13 protein-coding genes are annotated in these 17,359 nt (G+C 72.8%); 8 read left to right on the forward strand and 5 right to left on the reverse strand.

The genetic code is table 11. The annotated features are described in order from the left end of the window. Positions 1-128 precede the first annotated feature (128 nt). Complete coding sequence (locus tag ACFZAU_RS15320; RefSeq protein WP_500552539.1) at positions 129-3,566, forward strand: phosphocholine-specific phospholipase C; 3,438 nt, start codon at positions 129-131, stop codon at positions 3,564-3,566. 108 nt (positions 3,567-3,674) lie between these two features. Here ACFZAU_RS15320 and nhaA read toward each other — a convergent pair whose 3' ends face one another. Further along, the gene (gene nhaA / locus ACFZAU_RS15325) at positions 3,675-4,991 is read right to left on the reverse strand and encodes a Na+/H+ antiporter NhaA (RefSeq protein WP_500552540.1); all 1,317 of its coding nucleotides are present in this window, start codon (positions 4,989-4,991) and stop codon (positions 3,675-3,677) included. Between the two features lie 491 nt (positions 4,992-5,482). Here nhaA and ACFZAU_RS15330 point away from each other — a divergent pair, with 491 nt between their 5' ends. The 3 genes from ACFZAU_RS15330 (at position 5,483) to ACFZAU_RS15340 (ending at position 9,683) form a co-directional block, all read left to right on the forward strand. Next, on the forward strand, positions 5,483-6,790 hold the full coding sequence (locus ACFZAU_RS15330; RefSeq protein ID WP_500552541.1) for a molybdopterin-dependent oxidoreductase: 1,308 nt from the start codon (positions 5,483-5,485) through the stop codon (positions 6,788-6,790). After that, entirely contained in the window at positions 6,787-7,290 is a 504-nt protein-coding gene (locus ACFZAU_RS15335) for a hypothetical protein (protein WP_500552542.1), read from the forward strand. Before ACFZAU_RS15330 ends, ACFZAU_RS15335 begins: the two co-directional genes overlap by 4 nt. Positions 7,291-7,568: 278 nt before the next feature. Further along, entirely contained in the window at positions 7,569-9,683 is a 2,115-nt protein-coding gene (locus tag ACFZAU_RS15340) for a SpoIIE family protein phosphatase (RefSeq protein WP_500552543.1), read from the forward strand. A gap of 34 nt (positions 9,684-9,717) precedes the next feature. Here ACFZAU_RS15340 and ACFZAU_RS15345 read toward each other — a convergent pair whose 3' ends face one another. Continuing rightward, positions 9,718-11,175: a dihydrolipoyl dehydrogenase family protein gene (locus ACFZAU_RS15345; protein ID WP_500552544.1), complete on the reverse strand. Its 1,458-nt coding sequence runs from the start codon at positions 11,173-11,175 to the stop codon at positions 9,718-9,720. A gap of 163 nt (positions 11,176-11,338) precedes the next feature. Then, positions 11,339-11,887 (reverse strand): carboxymuconolactone decarboxylase family protein, encoded by a 549-nt coding sequence (locus ACFZAU_RS15350; RefSeq protein ID WP_500552545.1) that lies wholly within the window; start codon positions 11,885-11,887, stop codon positions 11,339-11,341. A gap of 129 nt (positions 11,888-12,016) precedes the next feature. On the opposite strand from ACFZAU_RS15350, the gene ACFZAU_RS15355 reads away from it, so the two are divergent. From ACFZAU_RS15355 to ACFZAU_RS15370, 4 genes are all read left to right on the forward strand, one after another. Further along, positions 12,017-12,640 (forward strand): CGNR zinc finger domain-containing protein, encoded by a 624-nt coding sequence (locus tag ACFZAU_RS15355; RefSeq protein ID WP_500552546.1) that lies wholly within the window; start codon positions 12,017-12,019, stop codon positions 12,638-12,640. Between the two features lie 109 nt (positions 12,641-12,749). Then, a complete protein-coding gene (locus ACFZAU_RS15360; RefSeq protein WP_500552547.1) occupies positions 12,750-13,886 on the forward strand; it encodes a molybdopterin-dependent oxidoreductase in 1,137 nt (378 codons plus the stop codon). After that, the gene (locus tag ACFZAU_RS15365; protein ID WP_500552548.1) at positions 13,883-14,284 is read left to right on the forward strand and encodes a hypothetical protein; all 402 of its coding nucleotides are present in this window, start codon (positions 13,883-13,885) and stop codon (positions 14,282-14,284) included. The genes ACFZAU_RS15360 and ACFZAU_RS15365 overlap by 4 nt, the downstream gene beginning before the upstream one ends. An 82-nt stretch (positions 14,285-14,366) precedes the next feature. Next, the gene (locus tag ACFZAU_RS15370; protein WP_500552549.1) at positions 14,367-15,419 is read left to right on the forward strand and encodes an NAD-dependent epimerase/dehydratase family protein; all 1,053 of its coding nucleotides are present in this window, start codon (positions 14,367-14,369) and stop codon (positions 15,417-15,419) included. 53 nt (positions 15,420-15,472) lie between these two features. Here ACFZAU_RS15370 and ACFZAU_RS15375 read toward each other — a convergent pair whose 3' ends face one another. After that, positions 15,473-16,588, reverse strand: coding sequence for a sensor histidine kinase (locus tag ACFZAU_RS15375; protein WP_500552550.1), 1,116 nt, complete (start codon positions 16,586-16,588; stop codon positions 15,473-15,475). Continuing rightward, positions 16,578-17,294 (reverse strand): response regulator transcription factor, encoded by a 717-nt coding sequence (locus tag ACFZAU_RS15380; RefSeq protein WP_500552551.1) that lies wholly within the window; start codon positions 17,292-17,294, stop codon positions 16,578-16,580. Before ACFZAU_RS15380 ends, ACFZAU_RS15375 begins: the two co-directional genes overlap by 11 nt. Between the last annotated feature and the right edge of the window lie 65 nt (positions 17,295-17,359).

Raw genomic sequence — 17,359 nt, forward strand, 5'->3', positions numbered from 1 at the left:
TGTTCGTGCCCCGTACAGTTAGGCGGGGCGGGCCGACAGGGGAACGTCCGGTGCCGCCGGGTGAACGGTCGAGGAAGATCGGTCACCCAGGGTTACGTCACGGGGTGGGGCCGACCTAGCCTCCGGGCATGTCTGACGTCTCCCGCCGAAAGGTCCTCGGCGCCCTCGCCGGAGGAACCGCCCTCTCCTTCCTGCCCCCTTCGCTGCACCAGGCGATGGCCGCTCCCCTGCCGCGCGGCGGCATGCGCGCCATCGAGCACGTCATCGTCCTGATGCAGGAGAACCGTTCCTTCGACAACTACTTCGGAACCCTCAGGGGCGTCCGCGGATTCGGTGACCGCACCCCGCTGCGACTGCCCACCGGAGGAACCGTCTTCGAGCAGCCGAAGGCCGGCGGAGGCCGGGTCCTGCCGTTCTCGGCCCGCCGGGCAGCGGTCGACGCGGGCCGTCCGGAGAGCGACATCCAGTACCTCGGGTCGCTCGCGCACGGGTTCTCCGACGCCACCCAGGCCCGGGGGAACGGCTGGTGGAACGACTGGATCGCCGCCAAGAGCCAGAGCACCATGGCCTTCTACGACCGGCACGACATCCCGCTGCAGTACGAACTGGCCGACCGCTTCACCCTCTGCGACGCCTACTTCTGCTCCGTCTACGGCTCGACCAACCCCAACCGCAACTACCTGTGGACCGGCACGACCGGTTACGAGCCGGACGGCGTCAACCGGGCCGTCACCAACGCCGCGTACGACTACGACCACGCGGGCTACGACTGGACGACCTACCCCGAGCGCCTGGAGGCCGCGGGCGTCTCCTGGCAGATCTACCAGGAGTGGGACAACTTCACCGACAACGCGGTGGAGTACTTCCGTCCCTGGAAGGAGATCGGCCGCAAAATCCTGGCCGGGGTCAGCGGTGGGTACGCCACCACCGAGCAGTTCTACGACAGCCTCTGGGACCGGACGGCGGATCAGCGCAAGGCCGCGCTCGCGGAGTTCCAGCGGGGCGTCGACGCGCTGACCGAGGCCGAGCGGCGGCTGTTCCTGCGCGGCGCCTACCGTTCGGAGCCGGACACCCTGATCCAGCGGCTCACCGCGGACATCAAGAAGGGGACGCTGCCCCAGGTCAGCTGGATCGTTCCGACGGCCGCCCTGTCCGAGCACCCCGGCAGCTCCACCCCGGTCGGCAGCGCCAACCTCGTCTACGACCTCCTCGACGCCATCGCCCGCGACCCGAAGACCTGGTCGAAGACGGCGCTGTTCATCAACTTCGACGAGAACGACGGCTACTTCGACCACGTCCCCGCCCCGGTCGCGCCGAAGCCGGCCTCCGGCAACGGCGACGACTGGTTCAAGGGCAGCCCGGTCGGTCCCGGCCCGCGCGTGCCCATGACGGTCGTGTCGCCGTGGACGGTGGGCGGTTTCGTCAGCTCGGAGGCCTTCGACCACACCTCGGTCATCCGGTTCCTGGAGAAGTGGACCGGCGTCCACGAGCCCAACATCAGCGCCTGGCGCCGCACCGTCTTCGGCGACCTGACGTCCGCCTTCGACTTCGACCGCACGCACCCGCAGCCCGAGGTGGACCGGCCCGCCGGGGTCCCGGCCCCCGTCGGCCGGTGGAACCCCGTACCGCCCGCGGAGCAGGCGCTCCCGGAGCAGGAGTCCGGCACCCGCCGCACCCGCCGCTCCCCGTACCGGCTGTCCCTGCGTACGGAGACCGGCCGCTCCACCGTGCAACTGCGGCTCGGCAACGAGGGCGGCACCGGCGCCGCCTTCACCGCCTACCCCGGCGACGGCACCGCCCCGCGGGCGTGGACGGTACCGGCGGGCAGCCACGCCACCGAGACCGTGGAGTACGGCGCCGAGGGCTACGACCTGCAGGTCCACGGCCCCGGGTGGTCGGTGTGGGAGCTGCGCGGCAGCGGCGTCGGCGGCGAGGCCCACCTCGTCGAGCACCGCGCCGCCGGCCAGGTGGCGGTGGTGTGCTCCAACCCCTCCGCCACCACGCGCACGTTCCTCGTCGGCGAGTCGGTGTACTCCCGGGCGCACGGCGACCGCGTGGAGACCGTCACCCTGAAGCCCGGCCGGTCCCACACGGTGCACCTGCGCCTCGCGGACCACGGCTGGTACGACGTGGTGGTCGTCGACCGGGACGACCCGTCCTTCCTGCGCCGCATGACCGGCCGTCTGGCCGACGGGGAGCCCGGCGTCACCGACCCGGAGACCGGCACGGCCCCCGCGCTCGCGGCGGCGATCGGACTCCCGGCGGCGCTGCCGTCCCTGGACACGCCGTTCGCGCAGGGCAACCCCACCGACGTCGTGGTCACCGTGCGGAACCGGGGCCGCCGGCGGCTCGACGCCCTCTCCGTCGCCCTGCTCGCCCCCGCCGGCTGGACGGTCCACCGCGAGGGCGCGACACCGGCCACGCTCCGGGCCGGCGACTCCGCCGACGTGCGCTTCGCCGTCACCCCCTCCCGCGACGCGACCGCCGGGCAACTGGCCGTCGCCGCGTACGCCGACGGCGACGGGCTGCTCAAGATCGCCGACGCGCGCGTCCGCACGAAGGTCGCCCCGGCCATGAGCGTCGCACTGACCGGTCCGGCGAGCTCCCCCGGAACGGACGGCACGGTGCTCTCGCCGGGCAGGCCCGTCACCGTGACCGCCACCGTCACCAACGCCGGCACCACGCCGCTCACCGGCCTCGCGGCCACGCTCACCCTCCCCGACGGCTGGACGGCCACCGCGAAGGGCGGCACGCCGGTGTCGGTTCCGGCCCGCTCGTCGGCCGCCCTGGCCTGGGACGTCGTCGCGCCCGCCGGCGCGGCGCGTGTCTCCGGCAGCCTCAAGGCGACCATGACGGCGAAGCTGAACGGCGACGCCACCGAGGCGTCGGCGTCCCTGTCCGCGAAGACCGGGCCCGTCATGACCGGCCACCTGCTCGCGGAGGACTTCGAGTCCGTCGCCCCGGCGCTCGCCGCGGCGGCCGACCTCAGCCGGCCCGGCCTGCTCGGATGGACCCGGACCGCCCCGGAGGGCTGGACGGTCGCCAACGCCGCGGCCATGCCGCAGGGCACGCGGGAACTGCAGGGCTGGAGCTTCCTGTCCAAGCAGTTCTGGTTCCCCGCCGGACAGGACCGGCCGAACTTCGGCCGGGCCCTCGGCGTGGTGGCCGTGGCCGACCCCGACGACTGGGACGACACCGGCAGCCCGTCCGGCCGGGGCCGGTTCGACTCGACCCTCACCAGCCCGGCGGTGGCGATCCCCGCGGGGACCCCCACCCTCCACCTGGGCTTCGACTCCCACTACCGTCAGGAGAGCCCGCAGGAGGCCGAGGTCACCGTCACCTTCGACACCGCCGAGCCGGTCCGGCTGCTCCACTACAGCAGCGCGACGTCCGGGAACACCAACCTGGGCCAGGACCAGGAGAACCGGCTCGTCCTGCTGTCCTGCCCCGTCCCCGAGGGCGCGACGACGGCGAAGGTCGCCTTCCGCATCTTCAACGCGGGCAACAACTGGTTCTGGGCGATCGACAACGTCCGTCTGGGCACCCGCCCGATCGCCGACGCCTGACCGGCCGCGCGCCGACCGGCTCCTCGGCGGGGCGGCGGGGCGGCGGGCTCCGGCCCGCCGCCCTCCCCCGGGGCACACCGGCAGGCGCCGGGCCCCATAACCCGGCGTTCAGTCCGGCTGTTCGGCCGCCGCGGTCCTCCCGGCGCCTCGCTGGTAGATATCGGGAACGCCGTCGCCGTCGGCGTCGGCGTCCTCCTCCGCGCACAGCCGCCGGTACAGCCGGTTCCGCCGATGGAGGAGCAGCGAGGCGAGGCAGGCCGACGCCAGCGAGGCGACGAGGACGGCCGCTTTGACGTGCTCGCCCTCGCCCGGTGGGAAGGCCAGTTCGCCGATCAGCAGGGCGACGGTGAAGCCGATGCCGCCCAGGGTGGCGAGGCTGAAGACGTCCGCCCAGGCCAGGTCCGGGTTGAGACAGGCACGGGTGAAGCGGGCGGCGAGGTAGGTGCCCGCGAAGATGCCGATGATCTTGCCGCAGAGCAGGGCCACGACGACGCCCAGCGGCTCCGGGTCGCTGAACACCTCGCCGAGAGCGCCGCCCGAGACCGTGACGCCCGCCGCGAACAGGGCGAAGAGGGGAACCGCGATGCCGGCGGACAGCGGGTGCAGCAGGTATCCGGTCCGCTCGGCGGGCGAGGCGAGCTCGTCGTCGTCCCGGGTGGTGCGCAGGATCAGGCCCATGGCGACGCCGGCGACGGTGGCGTGCACGCCACCGTTGTACATCAGGGCCCAGATCGCCAGGCCCAGCGGCACGTACCACCACCAGCCGGTGACCCGCAGCCGCTGCAGCCCGTAGAAGACCGCGAGCCCGGCCACCGCCCCCGCCAGCGCCCACGGGTTCAGGTCGGAGGTGAAGAACACCGCGATCACCAGGATCGCGCCCAGGTCGTCCACCACGGCGAGGGTCAGGAGGAAGGCCCGCAGGGCCGCCGGCAGGTGGGTGGAGATGACCGCCAGCACGGCCAGTGCGAAGGCGATGTCGGTGGCCATGGGCACGGCCCAGCCCCGCAGGCTCCCGCCCCCGAGCGCGGCGACCGTCACGTACAGCCCCGCGGGGACCACCATCCCGCACACCGCCGCGATGACCGGCAGCGCGGCAGTCGCCGGAGTGCGCAGTTCCCCGACGACGAGCTCACGCTTCAGCTCGATCCCGGCCACCAGGAAGAAGACCGTCAGCAGCCCGTCCGCGGCCCAGTGCCCCACCGACATGTCCAGCCCGAGGGCGGGGACTCCGAAACGGACGTCGCGCACGGCCTCGTAGGCTCCGCCCCACGGGCTGTTCGCCCACACCAGGGCCACCACCGCGGCCGCGAGCAGAACCAGCCCACCGACCGTCTCCGTCCGCAGGGCGCGGGCGACGGCCCGCCGCTCAGGCCACGGGAGCACGCCGAGGAACGTGGAAGGCCGGGAAGGCGGGGTGGCGGCCACGAGGGCGAACCTCCAGGGTGTCGGCGACGAAGGGCACACGGCCCCTGACTCGCCGACCAGACTTCCCGGCACACCGGGCGCCTTTTCTTGACGCCTTACTGACACCCTAGCGGGGGCACCGGAGTGGCCGGGCCCCGGGCGAGGAGGTCCGTGGTCCCCGTCCGACCGCTGTGCCGCCCTGTCCGCGAGGGGCCGTGGAGCCGCCGTGCCCTCGCCGTGCCGCCGACTGCCGACCTGTCACCCGCTTGGCGTGATCACACCCCCTTTCGGTCGGTGTTTGGTGTTCCCCGGCGGCGGCGGGACAGCCTCCGGCGCAGGCCGGGATATGTGTGGGTGGCTGGATCACGGCCACTGTCCTGCCCGGGGCACGCCCTGACGCTGGAGGGTGGTTCATGAGCGGCAGCGGACAGCCGTCGCCGGCCGGTCGGCCGGATGGTCCGGACGACGCCCGCGCGGCCCGGCGCGGACGCCGTCGGAGGTTCGTCCCGGCCGTGACCGCCCATGCGCGAGGGGTCGGGCGGCGGATCGGTTCGGCGCCCGCACCCCCGGGCCCGTTCCGGCCCGAGTTCTGGCGCAGCCCGATCCGGGGGCCGTGGCTGACGTCGGTCTTCGGTCTCGTCCTGCTGTTCGGCATCCCGGTCATGTTCGTGACGGGCCTGCTCTCCTACGCCGCCTACAACCCGGGGTTGGGGCCGCTCAACGACCAGACGCCGGACAAGGGCCTGCTCGGGTTCTACCTCTTCGACTGGCCGACCCGGCCCTCCTGGCTCTACCGGCTGACCCAGGGCGTCCACGTGACGCTGGGGGTGGTGCTCGTGCCGGTGGTGCTGGCGAAACTGTGGTCGGTGATCCCGAAACTGTTCGTGTGGCCGCCGCTGCGGTCCGCCGCCCACGCCCTCGAGCGCCTGTCACTGCTCCTGCTGGTGGGCGGCGCCGTCTTCGAGTTCGTGACCGGGATCTTCAACGTCCAGCTCTTCTACGTCTTCCCCGGTTCCTTCTACACCCTGCACTTCTACGGCGCCTGGGTGTTCGTCGCCGCGTTCGTCGCCCACGTGGGCCTCAGGCTCGGCCGGATGACGCGCGCCCTGCGCAGTCGCGATCCGTTCCGGGAACTGCGCACCGGAGTCTCCGGCACCCGTCCCGAGCCTCCCGACGCGGACGGCCTCGTGCCCGTGGCGCCGGCCGCCGCGACCATGAGCCGTCGCGGCGCGGTGGGGATGGTCGGCGCCGGATCGCTGCTGCTGCTGGTCGTCACCGCCGGGCAGAGCATCGGCGGCCGGCTGCGCGGCACCGCGCTGCTCGCACCGCACGGTCGCGATCCGGGCAGCGGACCGAACGGCTTCCAGATCAACAAGACGGCCGCGTCGGTCGGCGTCACCCCCGAGCTCGTCGGTCCGGCCTGGCGGCTCGAAGTACAGGGCGCCGGACGGCCCCTGGTGCTCACACGTGAGCAGTTGCTGGCGATGCCGCGCTACACCGCGGCCCTGCCGATCGCGTGCGTCGAGGGCTGGTCCACCGATGACCAGCACTGGGAGGGTCTACGGCTGTCCGACCTCGCGGCGCTCGGCGGACTGCGCGGGGCAGGGAGCGTGCTGGTCGAGTCCGTCCAGCCACCGGGCCCCTACAGCTCCGTGCTGCTCCGCGGAAACCAGATCCACGACCCGCGGGCCCTGCTCGCCCTGCGGGTCAACGGGGCGGACCTGTCCCTGGACCACGGCTTCCCGGCGCGTGTCATCGTGCCGGCCAATCCGGGGGTCAACAACACCAAGTGGGTGCACCGACTCACCTTCCGGACGTGATCAATAGCCGATTCCCGCGCTGGTACGGCGCCGGTCCCCTCCACCTGCTCGTCCTCGTCTGCTCCTTCGCCGTCACCGGCTACGCCTGCGTCCGCCTGTTCGCGCTGCGGCCCGTCGAGGTGGCGATCTGGCTGGTGGGCGCGGCCGTCCTGCACGACCTCGTCCTGCTGCCGCTGTACTCGCTCGCCGACCTGAAGGCCCGCTCCGTACTCCGTCACCGCGTCCCGAAGGGGCCGACGCCGTCGTGGATCAACTACCTGCGGGTGCCGGCTTTCCTGTCCGGCGTCCTGCTCCTGGTCTGGTTCCCCCTGATCTTCCGTCTGTCCCGTCCGTACCGAGGAGCGACGGGGCTCACCGACACCGTCCACCTCGGCCGATGGCTGGCCGTCACCGCCGTGCTGTTCGGTCTGTCCGCCGTGCTCTTCGCCCTGAAACTGGGCCGGATCCGCCGGCAGGCGCGCGACGACGATCAACCCCCGCCGAACGCCTCCCCCCGCTGATCCGGCTTGCGGCGGCCCCGGCAGGCCATCCCGTCCTCGAAGGAGCCGCTCCCCTCCCGCGGGAGTCACCACAGGGTCATCGGGTAGGCGTCCCCATCGGAGGACCCCGCACCGCAGGCGCGAAAGCGCAGGTCCCAGCCCCTCCCAGACGGCGTCCGACCGAGCGGGAGTGCGGGCCGGGTTCCACGCGAACCCGAGCGGCACCGGGCGACCGTGCCCTTGGTGGACGGGACGGCCTGGCACATGCAGGTCCTTCCACTCGAAAGGAGGTGCCAGTCGTGACCCGTCCGACAACCGCTGCCAGTGGCCTGGAGCAGCTCGAGGGATCCTTCGCCGGGGTCGTGCAGGCGACCGGCGCTTCCGTCGGCCTGTTCTACCTGGTGCTTCCCGGGGGGCGGGTACAGCAGCTGGCCATGGTCTCCGGGGCTTCCCGGCGGATCGTCGCCCCCTGGACGCGGGTCGCGCTCGACACCTCCACACCGGTGACGGACGCCATCCGCGAGCGCCGCCTGGTGTGGCTGAGCAGCCAGGAGGACATGGCCCGCCACTACCCGAACGTCGGGTTGGTGGTGCCGTACGACTTCATGCTTGCGGCCGCCCCGATCACCCAGGACACCACCGACTGGGGTGGGATCGCGCTGCTGTGGCCCTTGTGGCACCCGCCGCAGCTCAGCCGGCGCGAACAGGACGCGATCAGCGCCTTCTGCAGCCACACCGGCCTCCTGCTCCAGCAGGCCTCCGACCGCGGCGAGCCGATCCTGCCCCGCAGCGAACCGCAGGTGCTGACGCCGGCACGCCGCTTCACCCGGACCGAGGCCGAGGCCCTGGCTGCCGCGGAGTTCTCCGAGCGCCTTCCCATCGGCTGCTGCGCACTGGACATGGACGGGCGGGTCACGTACGTCAACGCCGCCGCGGCCGATCTGCTCGGTGCCGACGCGGCCGACCTGATGGGCAGCCGGCTTTGGGAGGTGCTGGCGTGGCTGGACCATCCCGTCTACGAGGACCGCTACCGCGCCGCTGTCCTGGGCCGTGAGCCCACGTCCTTCACCGCGCTCCGTCCGCCGGACCGCTGGCTGCGCTTCCAGCTCTACCCGGACGCCTGCGGGATCAGCGTCCACATCACTCCCTCACGGCTCGAGCCGGCGGCGACCGGCGATTCCGGACGACAGGCGTCGGCGGAGTCCGCCACCGTGGCCGAGCAGTACCAGCTGATGCACCTGGCGGCGACCCTGACGCAGGCCGTCGGCACGCAGGACGTCGTCGATCTCGTCGCCGACCAGCTGGTACCCGCCTTCGGGCCCGAGGGCCTGGTCCTGATGATGATGGAAGAGGGCCGGCTGCGCGTCATCGGGCACCGCGGGTACAGCACCGGCTTCGTCAACCGCTACGACGGGGCGCCGTGGACAGCCATCACACCACCCGGAAAGGCCCTGGTCAGCGGTATTCCGAGCTTCTTCACCAGTTTCGCGGACTTCCAGCGGGCCTATCCCGAAGCCGTCCGCTACCGGTCCCGTGACGCCTGGGCCTTCCTGCCCCTGATCACCTCGGGACACCCCGTCGGAACCCTCGTCCTGTCCTATGACCGGCCCAAGCCCTTCCCCCCGGCGGAACGCGCCGTCCTGACCGCCTTGGCCGGACTCATCGCCCAGGCACTGGATCGCGCCCGCCTCTACGACACGCAGCAACAGCTCGCCCACAGTCTCCAGACCGGGCTGCTGCCAAGGAGCCTGCCGAACGTCCCCGGTCTGGAAGTGGCGGCCAGGTACCGGCAGGCCGGCCGGGGCATGGAGATCGGCGGTGACTTCTACGATCTCATCCGCTGCGAGACCGCCGGTGCCGCCGCCGCTGTCATCGGTGACGTCCAGGGACACAGCATCAGCGCCGCCGCCCTCATGGGACAGGTCCGCGCCGCCGTCCACTCCCATGCCACAGCGGGCCCACGCCCGCACGAGGTCCTCACCTGCACCAACCGCCTCCTGATCGACCTCGACCCGGGCCTCTTCACGAGCTGCCTCTACACGCACCTCGACCTGGCCCGGCACCGCGCCCACCTGTCCACCGCCGGCCACCTCCCGCCGCTCGTTGGTCACCCCGACGGCCGCACCGATGTCCTCCGCCTGCCGCCCGGTCTGCTCCTGGGCATCCAGGAGCAGACCGTCTACACCACCGCGGAGATCCCGCTCCCTCCCGGCACCACGCTCGTCCTCTACACCGACGGACTCGTCGAATCCCCCGGCACCGACATCGACGAGGCGATCGGCGAGCTCGCCCGCCGGGTCGGCCGGACCCCGGACGAGCCCGTCGACACCCTCGCCGACGACCTCGTCCACCACGCCGTCCGGACCACGCCCGGCACCGACGACATGGCCCTGCTGCTGCTCCGCACGGCGTGAGGTACGACGCCGACCGAGGCCCGGCCGGATCGACTCACGCACCACCGCGGTGGTAGGCGGCGATCAGGAAGGTCCAGATCTCGCTGACGGTGGGGAAACAGGCGACGGCGTGCCGCAGGCGCTTGAGGGGGACCTCTCCGGCGACGGCGACGGTGGCGGAGTGCAGCAGTTCACTGATCCCCGGGCCGACGAAGGTCACGCCGACCAGGACCTCCCGGTCGGTGTCGACGACCATACGGGCGTGACCCCGGTAGCCGTCGGCGTAGAGCCTGGCGCCCTGGGCGGCGGTGAAGTCCAGGTCGACGACCCTGACGGGCAGGCCGGCCTCCTCGGCCTCCGCCGCGGACAGGCCCACCGCGCCCGCTTCCGGGTCGGTGAAGAAGACCTGCGGAACGGCGTGCTGGTCGGCGGTGGTGGCGTGGTCGCCCCAAGGGGCGTCGTCCAGCGGACGGCCGGCGGCACGCGCGGCGATGGCGTCGCCAGCGGTGCGCCCCTGGTACTTGCCCTGGTGGGTCAGGAGGGCGCGGTGGTTGACGTCGCCGAGCGCGTAGAGCCATGCGCCGTCGACCCCGCGGACCAGGCAGGTGGTGTCGACGTCGAGCCAGGTGCCGGGGGCGAGGCCCACGGTGTCCAGGCCGATGTCGTCGGTCAGCGGGGCGCGTCCGGTGGCGAACATGACCTCGTCCGCCTCGAGTTCACTGCCGTCGTCGAGGACGCAGGTGACCGGCCCTCCGGGCACGGGGCGGCGCAGCGCCGTCACGTGGACGCCGACGCGTACCTCTGCGCCGGCGTCGGTCAGTCCGCGTGCGACGAGTTCGCCGGCGAAGGGCTCCAGCCGCGAGAGCAGGGGACGCCTGGCCACGAGGGTGACCTGGGCGCCCAGGCCCTGCCAGAGGGTCGCCATCTCCACCCCGACCCCGCCGCCGCCGACGATGACCAGGCGGCCAGGGACCGTGCTGGAGTCGGTGCCGTGGCGGTTGGTCCACGGCCGGGCCTCCTCGATGCCCTCGATGTCGGGCAGCAGCGGGCGGCTGCCGGTGGCGACGGCGACCGCGTGCCGCGCCGCAAGGGTGTGCCGGATGCCGTTGCCAGAGGTGACGGTCACCTTCCGCGGCCCGTCGAGCCGCCCGTGGCCGCGGAAGAGGTCCGCGCCGATGGACTTCACCCAGCCCGCCTGGCCGCTGTCGTCCCAGTCGGTCACGTAGTGGTCCCGGCGGGCGAAGACCCGGCCGGTGTCCAGCGGCCCCGTCACGGCCTGCCGGGCTCCGTCCACCCGCCGCGCGTCGGCGACGGCGATGACCGGCCGCAGCAGCGCCTTGCTGGGCACGCACGCCCAGTACGAGCACTCCCCGCCGACCAGTTCCCGTTCCACCACGGCCACCGAAAGTCCCGCCGCGCGGGCGTGTTCGGCGACGTTCTGTCCGACGGGGCCGGCTCCCAGCACGATCACGTCGTACCCGTCCTGACCCTGGGTCCTGGATTCCTCGGTCATCGATGCTTCCTCATTCCGTCCTCGTGGCTGGTCTGCGGGCTGTCGTCAGGTCCCGGGAGGCGGGTGGAGAACGCCTCTTGCAAGCCTGCTGCCGGCGGCTCGCGGATGGCGCGGAACGTTGGGCCGCACAGGCGCCGGGACGTCGCCCGAACGGCTGATGTCGTCAGAGCTGCTGATGCGGCACGACGACGGGGAACTCGTTGTCCGCGTCGGCGACGAGGTTGAAGTAGTTCGTCAGGATGTTGAGGGCGAGGTTGCCCACGACTTCGGCGATCTCGGCGTCGGTGACGCCGGCGGCGCGGGCCGTCTCGAGGGTGGCCGGGTCGATCGCGCCGCGACCCCGGAGGATGGCGTCGGACAGGGTGAGCAGGGCCGCCACGTAGGGTTCGGCGGACTCCGCGTGCCTGGCGCGGTCGATCTCGAGGTCCTCGACCTTGGCGACGTTCCTGCTCAGGAAGGTGTGGGCGGACAGGCAATAGGTGCAGCGGTTGTACTCGGCAGTCGCCAGCGCCAGGCGCTCCCGGATCGCCGCGGGCAGCACGCCGCCGGCGAGTGCGCCGGACAGGCTCATCCAGCCCTTCAGCAGGGCCGGGCTGTTCGCCATCGCCTTCGCCATGTTCGGCACGGACCCGACGGTCCGTTTCAGCTCGGAGAGCAGGATCGCGGCGTCGCCGGTGGCCTCGGCGGGGTCGATGAGGGGCAGTACGGACACGACGGACTCCTTCCACGAGGAACTAACGTTTGCTGTTTTTGTAACCATTAGGAGCCTCACGCGCTCGCTCCGTGGAGTCAAATGGAAAATACGAATGCCAACCATTAGAAAAGCGATAGAGTGGACAGCATGAGGACCGAGGAAGCGACCACGAGCGCGGTGCTGCTGGGGGAACCGCTGCCCATCGAACTCATGAACACCGTCGCCGTCGGGAGCAGCGGCATCCGCGACGCCCTCGCCGACGACGCCGGCGTCGCGGCCTGGCTGCACGCGGTTGCCGGACGGCTCCCGTCCGGGACCGGGATCCGTCCCGGCCAACTCGGTGCGGACGACGTACGCCAAGTCGCCGCGTCCCTGCGGACGCTGCGCGACGCTTTGCGACGGCTGGCTGCGGAGACGACCGGAGACCCGCGCCCGCCCGCCACCGCGCCGAAGCTGGAGCGGCAGAAGGCGATCAGCGCCCTGAACGCCCTTGCCCACGCCTGGCCGGAACTGCGGTGGCCCGCCGACGGGCAGACCTCACGGGTCTACCGCGGCGACAGGTCGCCCGCACGCCTCGCCGTACAGCTCATCGCGCACCAGGCCGTCGAGCTCTTCAGCGGGCCGGACCGCGATCGCCTGCGCCCCTGCCTGGCGCCCAACTGCCTGCTGTTCTTCCTCAAGGATCACCCGCGCCGCCAGTGGTGTTCCCCCGCGTGCGGCAACCGCGAACGCGTCGCCCGCCACTACCGGCGCCACCACGCCGCGCGGTGACCGGCCCCGTGGTACGTGCGCGACGACCGCCCGACCGGGGCTCGAACGTCCTTGTTCCGTAAGGGGCCCGGCTGTTCCGCGACGCCCTGGTGACGGCTCAGATGGACGCATGAGATCACGCTTGTTCCCGCCACGGTTCGACGCCCCGCTGCACGACGCCCGAACGGCGACATCGATCGGACGGTGGCTCGGGATCGCCTTCGCGGTGTGCTTCGCCACCGGTCTGATCAGCCATCTGCTGCAGCATCCGCCCGGCTGGGCGGCAGGCGACCTGCCGAGCCGTCCGGTGTGGGGTTACCGGGTGACGCAGGGGCTGCACGTCGCTTCGGGCATCGCCGCGGTCCCGCTGCTGCTGGCGAAGTTGTGGACGGTGTACCCGCGGTTGTTCTCCTGGCCACCGGTGAGGTCGTTGCGGCACGCCCTGGAACGTGTGTCGGTGGCCGTGCTGGTGGCCGCCGCCCTGTTCGAACTCGGCACCGGCCTCCTGAACATCGCGCAGTGGTATCCGTGGCCGTTCTCCTTCGTACCGGTCCACTACGCCGTGGCCTGGCTGGCGGCCGGATCGGTACTGCTGCACGTCGCGGTCAAGGCGCCGGAGATCCGGGACCACTGGAGCCGGCGGTCTCCGGGAACCGTGGCCCTGCCCGAGGAGGACGGTCCCGGCCGGCGCTCGCTGCTCGCCGCGGTGGCGACGGCGGTCGGCGCGGTCACCGTGACCACCGTGGGACAGTCCTTCACCCCGCTGAAGGGTCTCGTCCTGCTGGCACCACGCCATCCGGACCATGGCCCGCAGGGCCTGCCGGTCAACCGCACCGCCGTCGCGGCCGGAGTCGGACCGGTCACGGCCGACCGCTATCGCCTGACGGTCGTCGGGCCGCGGCCGTACACGCTGACACTCGACGAGCTGAGGGGCCTGCGGCAGCACGAGGCCGAGCTGCCGATCGCCTGTGTGGAGGGCTGGAGCAAGTCGGCCCGCTGGACGGGCGTGCGGATCGCGGACCTCCTGGACCTCGCGGGTGCCCCGCCGCACGCCGGGGTACGGGTGGTTTCCCTGGAACGCCGGGGCGGCTACCGCGTCTCCGAGATGGGACACACCTACGCGCGCGACCCGCTGACCCTGCTCGCCCTGCGCCTGAACGGTGCGGAGCTCACCCCGGACCACGGCTACCCCGCCCGCCTGATCGCCCCGAACCGGCCGGGCGTGCTGCAGACCAAGTGGGTCGGCCGGCTGGAGGTGCTGGCGTGAGCGCGGGGGTTACACGGTGGCTCACCGGCGCGGTCGGTGTGCTGCTCGCCGGCGTGGGCGTCCGCCAGCTGACGGGAGTGACCGACCTGCCCGGCGTCCTGATCTGGCTCGGCGGCGCGGTGGTGCTGCACGACGCGCTGGTCGCACCGCTGGTGCTGCTGATCGGCTGGGCGCTGGTCCGTGGGGGCCCTCGCGGGCCCGTCCGCGCGGCGTTGCTGGTCGGCGGCGCCCTGACCGTGGTCGCCCTGCCGGTGATGCTGCGCCCGGGGCAGCCGGCCAACTCATCGGTCCTGCCGCTGGACTACCCGCGCGACTGGCTGGTCACGCTCGCTGCCGTGGCAGTGGTCAGGATCCTCGTGGTCACCGTGCGGGGTGCCCGCCGCGGCCGTCGGCGGTGAATGGCGGCGGGAAGGCTTACGAAAGGCTGACGTGACGGCGTCGCTCGGCCGCACGGCCGGTCGTCGGCCGTACGGTCGGGTCATGTTGATCCTGGTCACCGGAGGTGCGGGCTTCATCGGCTCGCACGTCGTCACCGCCCTCACCGGCGCCGGGCACGAGGTGCGCGTGCTCGACGCGCTGCTGCCCGCCGCGCACCGCACGCCCCCGCCGGTCCCCGCGGGGGTGGACTGGCGGCACGCGGACGTCCGCGACGCGGAGGCGGTGTCCGACGCCCTGCGGGGCGTGGACGCCGTCTGCCACCAGGCGGCGATGGTCGGCCTCGGCAAGGACTTCGCCGACGCCCCCGCCTATGTGGGCTGCAACGACCTGGGCACCGCGGTGCTCCTGGCCGGCATGGCCGAGGCCGGAATCGGGTCGCTGCTGCTGGCGAGTTCGATGGTGGTCTACGGCGAGGGACGGTACGAGTGCCCGTCGCACGGCGTCGTGGGCGCCGGACCGCGCAAGGTGGCGGACCTGCGCGCGGGACGCTTCGAACCACCGTGTCCGCGGTGCGGCGAACCACTGGCACCCGGGCTGGTGGCCGAGGACGCCCCGCTCGACCCCCGCAACGTGTACGCCGCCACCAAGCTGACGCAGGAGCACCTCGCCTCGGCATGGGCGCGCGCGGTGGGCGGACGCGTCACGGCGTTGCGGTACCACAACGTGTACGGGCCGGGGATGCCGCGCGACACCCCGTACGCGGGGGTCGCCTCGCTGTTCCGGTCTGCGCTGGAACGCGGTGAGGCGCCGCGGGTGTTCGAGGACGGCGGCCAGCGGCGTGACTTCGTCCACGTCCGGGACGTGGCCGGGGCCAACCTCGCCGCCCTGGAGCAACTGCCGGAGCTGCCCGAGGGGGCCGCCCGAACGTACAACGTCGGCAGCGGTGAGCCGCACACGGTCGGGGAGATGGCCGCCGCCCTGGCCGAGGCACACGGCACTAAGACACCGGTGGTCACGGGCGAGTACCGGCTCGGCGACGTCCGCCACATCACCGCCTCCTCGCGCAGGCTGCGCGAGGACCTGGGCTGGCAGCCGCGGGTCGTGTTCGCGCAGGGGATGGCGGAGTTCGCGACGGCGCCGCTGCGGCACGGCTGACCCGTCCGGACGGGGTCCCGGGGCAGGGCGGGGCCCGGGCCGTGGCGGGCGTCTCAGGGCGCCGAGGCGGGCAGGCGGACCTCGAACCGGCAGCCGCCGGGGACGTTGCGCACCGCCGCCCTGCCCTTGTGCGCCTCCACGATCCCGCGCACGATCGCCAGGCCCAGCCCCGCTCCGGCGGGCGGGGTCCGTGCGTCGGTGCCGCGCCAGCCGGTGTCGAAGACCCGGGGCAGGTCCTCCACGGGAATGCCGCCGCAGCCGTCCGTCACCGACACCACGACGCTGTCCGCCTCCCGGCGCGCGGAGACCGCGATCGTGCCGTCGGCAGGGGTCCGGTGGATCGCGTTGACGAGCAGGTTGGCCAGCACCCTGGACATCTCGCGGCCGTCGACCTCGACCGGGACCGGTTCGACGCCGTCCCCGACGATCCGCACGCCGCGCTCCTTCGCCAGTGCGGCCGCGCCCGCGAGCGCGTCGCCGACGAGGTCGTAGACCGACACGCGGGTGGTGTGCAGCGCGAGGACGCCGGCTTGGATGCGGGAGAGCTCGAAGAGGTCGCCGACCATGCCGCTCATGCGTTCGACCTCCGTGCGGATGCGGGCGTGGTAGACGGCCGGGTCGTCGACCATGCCGTCCTCCAGGGCTTCGGTCATGGCCTGCAGTCCGGCCAGCGGCGTGCGAAGGTCGTGGGAGATCCAGGCGACCAGTTCGCGGCGGGAGTCCTCCAGGGCCCTCTCGCGCTCCCTGGACGCCGCGAGCTTCGCGCTGGTGGCGGCCAGTTCACGACCGAGTTCGGCCAGTTCGGCGGTGGGCGCGGCGGCGGGCGGGGTGAAACCGCCGCCGTCGCCGAGGGCGCGGGTGGCCTCGGCCAGGGCCCGGCTGCCGCGGACCACACCGCGTCCGAGCGTCAGTGCCACCACCAGTGAGACCGCCGCGGCGATCGAGCAGACCATGGTCACGACCCACAGGTCGTGGTCGGACAGGAACATGGCCCAGGACACCAGCATGGTTCCGGCGAGCATCGCCGCGACCGTGACGACGGCCACCACCGCCAGCGACAGGGCGACCGAGCGGTTGCGCAGCAGCCGGAGGACGCCCGTGCCCAGCAGGCCCGCACCGGCTGCGCCGATGGACGCGTAGACCACGATGAGAAGGGTGTCATGCACCATCGCGGGCCCCCTCGTCCGCCGGCGGCGGGTCGAACCGGTAGCCGACGCCCCACACCGTGCTGATCAGGAGGGGGTGTGCGGGATCGCTCTCGACCTTCTCCCGCAGCCGTCGCACGTGGACGGTGACGGTCGACAGGTCCCCGAACTCCCAGCCCCACACGCGGCGCATCAGCTCCTCCCGGCTCGTCGCGCGGCCGGGATTGCGCAGGAAGAACTCCAGCAGGTCGAACTCACGGATCGTCAGGGAGAGTTCGGCGCCGTGGCGGACGACGCGGCGGGCGCCGGGATCCAGGACGAGGGGACCGGCGCGCAGCCCTGATCCGTCCGGGGCCCGGGTCGTCCGGTCTCCCGTACGGCGCAGTACCGACTCCACCCTGAGCACGAGTTCCCGGGGGCTGAAGGGCTTCGTGACGTAGTCGTCGGCGCCGACTTCCAGGCCGAGGACCCGGTCCTCCTCGTCGCCGCGCGCCGTCAGCATGATCACGGGGACCGGCCCTTCGTCGCGGATGCGGCGGCAGACCTCCAGGCCGTCCATGCCGGGGAGCATGAGGTCCAGGACCACGAGGTCGGGCGGTCGCGCGGCGGCCCGGGCCACGGCGGAGGGTCCGTCGGGGGCCACGTCCACGCCGAAGCCCGCGCGGTTCAGGTAGCCGGCCACGACCTCGGCCACGGTGGCGTCGTCGTCCACGACGAGTACGTGCTTCACGTCGTCGAGTCTCGCACCCGGTCCTCGGCCGGCCGCGGGAGCGCCGGCGGACGTCAGCGATCCGT

The sequence above is a fragment of the Streptomyces sp. NPDC008238 genome, from assembly GCF_042956445.1.
GTDB lineage: Bacteria > Actinomycetota > Actinomycetes > Streptomycetales > Streptomycetaceae > Actinacidiphila.

Excerpts from the sequence above, each read along its gene's own strand:
- ACFZAU_RS15345 (WP_500552544.1), bottom strand. The coding sequence starts at position 11,175 with ATGACCGAGGAATCCAGGACCCAGGGTCAGGACGGGTACGACGTGATC.
- ACFZAU_RS15355 (WP_500552546.1), top strand. The coding sequence starts at position 12,017 with ATGAGGACCGAGGAAGCGACCACGAGCGCGGTGCTGCTGGGGGAACCG.
- ACFZAU_RS15360 (WP_500552547.1), top strand. The coding sequence starts at position 12,750 with ATGAGATCACGCTTGTTCCCGCCACGGTTCGACGCCCCGCTGCACGAC.
- ACFZAU_RS15370 (WP_500552549.1), top strand. The coding sequence starts at position 14,367 with ATGTTGATCCTGGTCACCGGAGGTGCGGGCTTCATCGGCTCGCACGTC.
- ACFZAU_RS15375 (WP_500552550.1), bottom strand. The coding sequence starts at position 16,588 with ATGGTGCATGACACCCTTCTCATCGTGGTCTACGCGTCCATCGGCGCA.
- ACFZAU_RS15320 (WP_500552539.1), top strand. The coding sequence starts at position 129 with ATGTCTGACGTCTCCCGCCGAAAGGTCCTCGGCGCCCTCGCCGGAGGA.